The following is a 6,896-nucleotide window of genomic DNA, read 5'->3' as shown; positions in this document are numbered from 1 at the left end:
GCTCCGCTCAGCGTGGCGATGGCTACGTCCCACCAGTCTTCCACCACGATGGCACGCAGGAAACGCACCGTGAGCCAAGCGATAAGTGCGGTGAGGAGCAGGGGCATGAGGCCGATATGCCCGCCCGCGCTCACCAGCGGCGTGCCGAGGGCGAGCAGCCACAGGGAGCCGCCCAGGCGTGCCGCGCCCTGCCAGGTTACGTCCCCGAGCAGCGGGGAGGCCGCGGTGAGGGTGTATCCGAGCAGGCAGATGAGCACCACCGTGATCCAGGTGAGGACCACGGGCTGGATAACGGCCAGGGCGAGCGCCACGCGGCGCGAATACGTTAACATCCCTTCCATGGTGGCGCGCGATGGGTGCCGGGCCGCGGAAGATGGCCCGGCGTGTTGCTCACCGCACCATATCGCGCGGCCGCAGCGTGCTCGCGGCGGGGCTTTCGCTCCGCCGCACGCGCGGAGCCTGCGCTCCGCTACGCGCAGCGGCACCTTCGCGGCGCTTAGCCGAGCGCGCCCTTGAGCTCGCTCACCCGGCCGGCGATATCCGCGGCGATCTGCTCCGCGCCCTTTCCGGCCGCCGCCAGTTCGTGAATCCGGGAAACCAGGGCCGATCCCACGATCACCCCGTCGGAGAGCGCTCCCATGCGGGCGGCCTGCTCCGGGGAAGAAATCCCGAAGCCAATCGCGCAGGGAGTATCCGTGACCGAGCGGATCTTCTTTACGATGGCCCCCACATCGGTGGTGATATTCGAGCGCATGCCCGTCACCCCCATGGAGGAGACCACGTAGAGGAAGCCGCGCGCGGCCCGCGCAATCGCTTCGATCCGGTCCTCGGAGGTAGGCGCGATCAGCGAAATGAGATCAACGTTATGCACAGCCAAAGCCCCCTCGAATTCGGCCTTCTCCTCGAAAGGCACATCGGGGAGGATCACGCCGGAGACCCCAACTTCCGCGCAGCGGCGCGCGAAGCGCTCCGGGCCGTAGGAGAAGACCACATTAGCGTAGGTCATGATGACGAAGGGGCACTCCAGATCCGGGCGCACCTGGCCGATCATCTCAAAAATTTTGTCCGTTGTGGCTCCCCCGCGCAGCGCCCGCTCCGAGGAAGCCTGGATGACCGGGCCCTCGGCGGTCGGATCAGAGAAAGGCACGCCGAATTCGATGAGATCTGCACCGGCCCGGCCGGCCGCGCGGATAATGTGCGCCGTCGTACCTAAATCTGGATCCCCGCAGGTGAAGAACGGAATAAAAGCTTTGCCGCGGGAAAAAGCCCGGGCGATGGGTACCTGTTTAGTCATGGATATCTTCTCCCCGGTAGCGCGCGATGGCCGCGACGTCCTTATCCCCGCGGCCCGAGAGCGTGACGATAATAATCTTGCCCGGCATCTCCGGGGCGATCTTCATGGCGTGCGCGAGGGCGTGCGCCGATTCAATCGCGGGAATGATCCCCTCGGTGCGCGAAAGGTATTCGAACGCATCCACGGCCTCCGCATCGGTGACCGGGACGTATTCCGCGCGCCCGATATCGTGCCAGTAGGCGTGCTCGGGGCCAATCCCCGGGTAGTCCAGGCCGGCCGAGATGGAGTACACCGGGGCGATCTGCCCGAATTCGTCCTGGCAGAAATAGGATTTCATGCCGTGGAAAATGCCTTCGGTGCCGGTGGCGATGGTCGCGGCGGTATCCGGGGTATCCACGCCCCGCCCGGCCGCTTCCGCGCCGATGAGGCGCACGCCCGCATCATCTACGAAGTTGTAGAAAGAACCGGCCGCGTTCGAGCCGCCGCCCACGCAGGCGATGACGGCATCGGGCAGGCGCCCCTCAGCTTCCAGGATCTGGGCGCGGGCCTCGCGGGAAATAACCGCTTGGAAATCACGCACGATCGTGGGGAAGGGATGCGGGCCCATAACCGAGCCGAGGCAGTAGTGGGTATCGCTCACCCGCCCGGTCCATTCGCGGAAGGCTTCGCTGGCGGCGTCTTTGAGGGTGCCGGTCCCGGATTTCACCGCGACCACATCCGCGCCCAGCAGGCGCATGCGGTACACGTTGAGGGCCTGGCGGCGGGTATCTTCCTCCCCCATGAACACCACGCATTCCATATTGAAAAGCGCGGCAGCGGTGGCGGTGGCGACCCCGTGCTGGCCGGCCCCGGTTTCCGCGATGAGGCGGGTTTTGCCCATTTTCTTGGCGAGCAGCGCCTGGCCGAGCACGTTATTGATTTTGTGGGCGCCGGTGTGGTTGAGGTCCTCGCGTTTGAGGTAGATTTTCGCGCCGCCCAGGTCGCGCGTCATCCGCTCCGCGTAGTAGAGGAGGGAGGGCCGGCCCGCGTAGTTATTGAAAAGATCGGTGAGTTCGGCGTTAAATTCCGGGTCGTCGCGGTAGTGCCGGTAGGCGGCGTCCAGTTCTTCGATGGCCGGCATGAGAGTTTCCGGGATGAACTGCCCGCCGTGGATGCCGAAACGGCCCGGGCGCGCGGTAGCGCCGGCCGGCGGCGTGGAGGTTCCCGAGGTGGAGCTTTCCATCGTGTGTCCTTCGGTCATGGTTACTCTTTCTCCTGTGCGGGGGCGACGACGCGCGCCGCGGCCTGGCGCCACTGGGCCAGGACTCCTACTTTATCGGCGCTGCGCATGAGGGCTTCGCCCACGAGCACCGCGTCGGCACCGCCGGCCGCGAGCGCTTCCACGTCCGCGGCCCNCCCAGGCCAGGCCCGTGAGGATGGGGATGATGAGGAGCCAGGCGGGGCGCAGGGCCGGGTCGGGCAGCAGGCCGAACACGGGAAGGCCGGGGATGGGGGCGAAACTGCCGCCCAGGGCCGAGAAGACCGCGCCGCTGCCCACCGTGAAACCGGCGCCGGTCACGTAGGCCAGTGCCCATACCGCCAGCGCGGGAGCGAAAAGCAGCTGGGTGAGGGTGAAGAGAATCGTGCCGGTGAGATCGGTGAGGTAGGCGGCGTGCAGGGCCTGGGCGCGCCCGAAGCCGAGCACCACCGCGGCAAGAACCAGGAGGAGGCTCACTACCGCCAGGGTGGCGGCGAGCGGTGCAATGAGGCGCCAGCCGCGTTCCAGGATGGCCACGCCGGGCCAGGCCGGGCGTTCCAGCCAGGCGCATTGGCTGGCGGCGAAGCCGAGCACCGCCCCGCCCACGAGGGCGTGGAGCAGGGATGATTGCGGGAGGGAGAGTAGGCAGATCACGCCGGCGCTGCCCGCTCCGCTCAGCGTGGCGATGGCTACGTCCCACCAGTCTTCCACCACGATGGCACGCAGGAAACGCACCGTGAGCCAAGCGATAAGTGCGGTGAGGAGCAGGGGCATGAGGCCGATATGCCCGCCCGCGCTCACCAGCGGCGTGCCGAGGGCGAGCAGCCACAGGGAGCCGCCCAGGCGTGCCGCGCCCTGCCAGGTTACGTCCCCGAGCAGCGGGGAGGCCGCGGTGAGGGTGTATCCGAGCAGGCAGATGAGCACCACCGTGATCCAGGTGAGGACCACGGGCTGGATAACGGCCAGGGCGAGCGCCACGCGGCGCGAATACGTTAACATCCCTTCCATGGTGGCGCGCGATGGGTGCCGGGCCGCGGAAGATGGCCCGGCGTGTTGCTCACCGCACCATATCGCGCGGCCGCAGCGTGCTCGCGGCGGGGCTTTCGCTCCGCCGCACGCGCGGAGCCTGCGCTCCGCTACGCGCAGCGGCACCTTCGCGGCGCTTAGCCGAGCGCGCCCTTGAGCTCGCTCACCCGGCCGGCGATATCCGCGGCGATCTGCTCCGCGCCCTTTCCGGCCGCCGCCAGTTCGTGAATCCGGGAAACCAGGGCCGATCCCACGATCACCCCGTCGGAGAGCGCTCCCATGCGGGCGGCCTGCTCCGGGGAAGAAATCCCGAAGCCAATCGCGCAGGGAGTATCCGTGACCGAGCGGATCTTCTTTACGATGGCCCCCACATCGGTGGTGATATTCGAGCGCATGCCCGTCACCCCCATGGAGGAGACCACGTAGAGGAAGCCGCGCGCGGCCCGCGCAATCGCTTCGATCCGGTCCTCGGAGGTAGGCGCGATCAGCGAAATGAGATCAACGTTATGCACAGCCAAAGCCCCCTCGAATTCGGCCTTCTCCTCGAAAGGCACATCGGGGAGGATCACGCCGGAGACCCCAACTTCCGCGCAGCGGCGCGCGAAGCGCTCCGGGCCGTAGGAGAAGACCACATTAGCGTAGGTCATGATGACGAAGGGGCACTCCAGATCCGGGCGCACCTGGCCGATCATCTCAAAAATTTTGTCCGTTGTGGCTCCCCCGCGCAGCGCCCGCTCCGAGGAAGCCTGGATGACCGGGCCCTCGGCGGTCGGATCAGAGAAAGGCACGCCGAATTCGATGAGATCTGCACCGGCCCGGCCGGCCGCGCGGATAATGTGCGCCGTCGTACCTAAATCTGGATCCCCGCAGGTGAAGAACGGAATAAAAGCTTTGCCGCGGGAAAAAGCCCGGGCGATGGGTACCTGTTTAGTCATGGATATCTTCTCCCCGGTAGCGCGCGATGGCCGCGACGTCCTTATCCCCGCGGCCCGAGAGCGTGACGATAATAATCTTGCCCGGCATCTCCGGGGCGATCTTCATGGCGTGCGCGAGGGCGTGCGCCGATTCAATCGCGGGAATGATCCCCTCGGTGCGCGAAAGGTATTCGAACGCATCCACGGCCTCCGCATCGGTGACCGGGACGTATTCCGCGCGCCCGATATCGTGCCAGTAGGCGTGCTCGGGGCCAATCCCCGGGTAGTCCAGGCCGGCCGAGATGGAGTACACCGGGGCGATCTGCCCGAATTCGTCCTGGCAGAAATAGGATTTCATGCCGTGGAAAATGCCTTCGGTGCCGGTGGCGATGGTCGCGGCGGTATCCGGGGTATCCACGCCCCGCCCGGCCGCTTCCGCGCCGATGAGGCGCACGCCCGCATCATCTACGAAGTTGTAGAAAGAACCGGCCGCGTTCGAGCCGCCGCCCACGCAGGCGATGACGGCATCGGGCAGGCGCCCCTCAGCTTCCAGGATCTGGGCGCGGGCCTCGCGGGAAATAACCGCTTGGAAATCACGCACGATCGTGGGGAAGGGATGCGGGCCCATAACCGAGCCGAGGCAGTAGTGGGTATCGCTCACCCGCCCGGTCCATTCGCGGAAGGCTTCGCTGGCGGCGTCTTTGAGGGTGCCGGTCCCGGATTTCACCGCNGCGGTAGGCGCTGCCGTCGTCAATGAGGTCGCCGGCCATATCCACGCCCGCGGCAATGGAGCGGGCCTTACCGGCAATGTACAGGCCGGCACCGGCATTGAGCTGGACCACGTCACGCTTGGGGCCGGTGATTTTACCGGAGAGGATATCGCGGGTGATCTGGGCGTTTTCTTCCGGGGTGCCGCCGAGCATATCGGCCGGGGTGGCCCGGTTGAAGCCGAACACATCCGGGGACATTTCGAAGGTGCGGTATTCGCCGTTGCGTACTTCGCATACCGTGGTGGGGGCGGAGAGGGAAATCTCATCGAGCTTATCCTGGCCGTAGACCACCAGGCCGTGGTGGACGCCCAGGTCATTGAGGACGCGGGCGAGGGGCTCCACGAGGTATTCATCGTAAACGCCGAGGACCTGGTATTCGGGGTGGATCGGGTTGGTCAGCGGCCCGAGGATATTGAAGACGGTGCGGAAGCCGAGCTCCTTGCGGATTGCCCCCACGTTCTTCATGGACTTGTGGTAGAGCTGGGCGAACATGAAGCACATGCCCACCTCATCGAGGAGGCGCCGGCAGGTATCCGGATCCTGGTTGATATTCACCCCGAGGGCTTCCAGGCAGTCGGCGGTACCGGACAGCGAGGAGGCGGCGCGGTTACCGTGCTTGGAGACCTTGACGCCCCCGGCGGCCAGCACGAACATCGAGGTCGTGGAAATATTGAAAGAGTGGGCGTTATCCCCGCCGGTTCCCACGATTTCCAGGGTGGGGAAAGGAACCTCGAAGTAATCAGCGTGCTCGCGCATCGCAGTGGCGCAGCCGGAAATCTCATCGGTGGTTTCTGCCCGCGCGTTCTTGGTGGAAAGCGCGGCGAGGAAGGCTGCCGTCTGGGTGGGAGTGCTTTCCCCGCCCATGATCTCGTTCATAACGGTGTAGGCCTCGTCATAGGTGAGATCCTGCTTGGACACAACTTTAATAATGGCTTCTTTAATCATGACAACTCCGTACTTTGGAAAGTTTGTGTGGACTGCGGTGCTGAGCGGGCTGCGCTAGGCGTGCTGTGCTAGGCGGGCCGCGCTGAGCTAGGCGCCGCGCGCCATCGCCCCCGTGCGGCTTTCCACCAGCGGCAGCGCAGCTGGGCGCGGGTGGAGGCAGCCATGGCGGNCGAAAAATCTTTGAGATTGCGGTTGTTGATTCCGATAATGCGGGCACCGGCCGCCTGGGCGGAGTCAATTTCCGCGGCGTCGTGGGTTTCCACCAGGGCCGATAGCCCGAGGGAATGCGCCAGCTGGAGGTACTCGCGCAGGATCGCGGTATCCAGGAGCGAGCAGATGAGCAGCACCGCGCTGGCCCCCAGCGTTTTCGCCTGGTAGATCTGGTAGGAATCCACCACGAAATCTTTGCGCAGGCAAGGGGTAGCAACCGTGCGGGTGATTTCCTCCAGGTAGCTATCCGAGCCGAGGAACCACTGCGGCTCGGTGAGCACGGACATGGCTTCCGCCCCGGCCGCTTCGTAGGAGCGGGCAATATCGAGGTAGGGGAAATCTTCGGCGATGATGCCCTTCGAGGGCGAGGCTTTTTTCACTTCGCAGATGAAGCCGAGCCCGGGGCCGCGCAGGGCGGCCTCGAAGGGGAAGCTGGCCGGATCGCTCCCGGGTTCGCTGCCGGGGGCGGCGGCGAGTGCTTCGGCGGCAGCGGGGGCGGC

General features: G+C 66.0%; 8 protein-coding genes. All 8 read right to left on the bottom strand.

What is annotated here, in order from left to right; all coding sequences use genetic code 11:
• A partial coding sequence (locus tag CZ322_RS10010) for a cell division protein PerM (RefSeq protein ID WP_200807178.1) occupies positions 1–332 on the bottom strand: 332 nt, incomplete at its 3' end.
• Positions 333–496: 164 nt separating this feature from the next.
• Positions 497–1,294 (bottom strand): tryptophan synthase subunit alpha, encoded by a 798-nt coding sequence (trpA, locus tag CZ322_RS05995; RefSeq protein ID WP_087070586.1) that lies wholly within the window; start codon positions 1,292–1,294, stop codon positions 497–499.
• Positions 1,287–2,534, bottom strand: coding sequence for a tryptophan synthase subunit beta (gene trpB, locus CZ322_RS05990; protein ID WP_320753138.1), 1,248 nt, complete (start codon positions 2,532–2,534; stop codon positions 1,287–1,289). Before trpB ends, trpA (CZ322_RS05995) begins: the two co-directional genes overlap by 8 nt.
• A 72-nt stretch (positions 2,535–2,606) precedes the next feature.
• A complete protein-coding gene (locus tag CZ322_RS10005) occupies positions 2,607–3,530 on the bottom strand; it encodes a cell division protein PerM (protein ID WP_087070587.1) in 924 nt (307 codons plus the stop codon).
• Positions 3,531–3,694: 164 nt separating this feature from the next.
• Positions 3,695–4,492 (bottom strand): tryptophan synthase subunit alpha, encoded by a 798-nt coding sequence (trpA, locus tag CZ322_RS05980; protein WP_087070586.1) that lies wholly within the window; start codon positions 4,490–4,492, stop codon positions 3,695–3,697.
• Positions 4,485–5,132: a pyridoxal-phosphate dependent enzyme gene (locus tag CZ322_RS05975; protein WP_234984482.1), complete on the bottom strand. Its 648-nt coding sequence runs from the start codon at positions 5,130–5,132 to the stop codon at positions 4,485–4,487. Before CZ322_RS05975 ends, trpA (CZ322_RS05980) begins: the two co-directional genes overlap by 8 nt.
• Positions 5,065–6,186: an anthranilate phosphoribosyltransferase gene (gene trpD / locus CZ322_RS05970; RefSeq protein ID WP_234984481.1), complete on the bottom strand. Its 1,122-nt coding sequence runs from the start codon at positions 6,184–6,186 to the stop codon at positions 5,065–5,067. The genes CZ322_RS05975 and trpD overlap by 68 nt, the downstream gene beginning before the upstream one ends.
• A gap of 68 nt (positions 6,187–6,254) precedes the next feature.
• Positions 6,255–6,896: indole-3-glycerol phosphate synthase TrpC (locus CZ322_RS05965; protein WP_234984480.1), on the bottom strand; the 642-nt coding region annotated here is incomplete at its 5' end.

Source organism: Actinotignum timonense (genome assembly GCF_900155575.1).
GTDB classification, from domain to species: Bacteria; Actinomycetota; Actinomycetes; order Actinomycetales; family Actinomycetaceae; genus Actinotignum; species Actinotignum timonense.
This window is presented reverse-complemented; position numbering and strand designations above follow the sequence as displayed.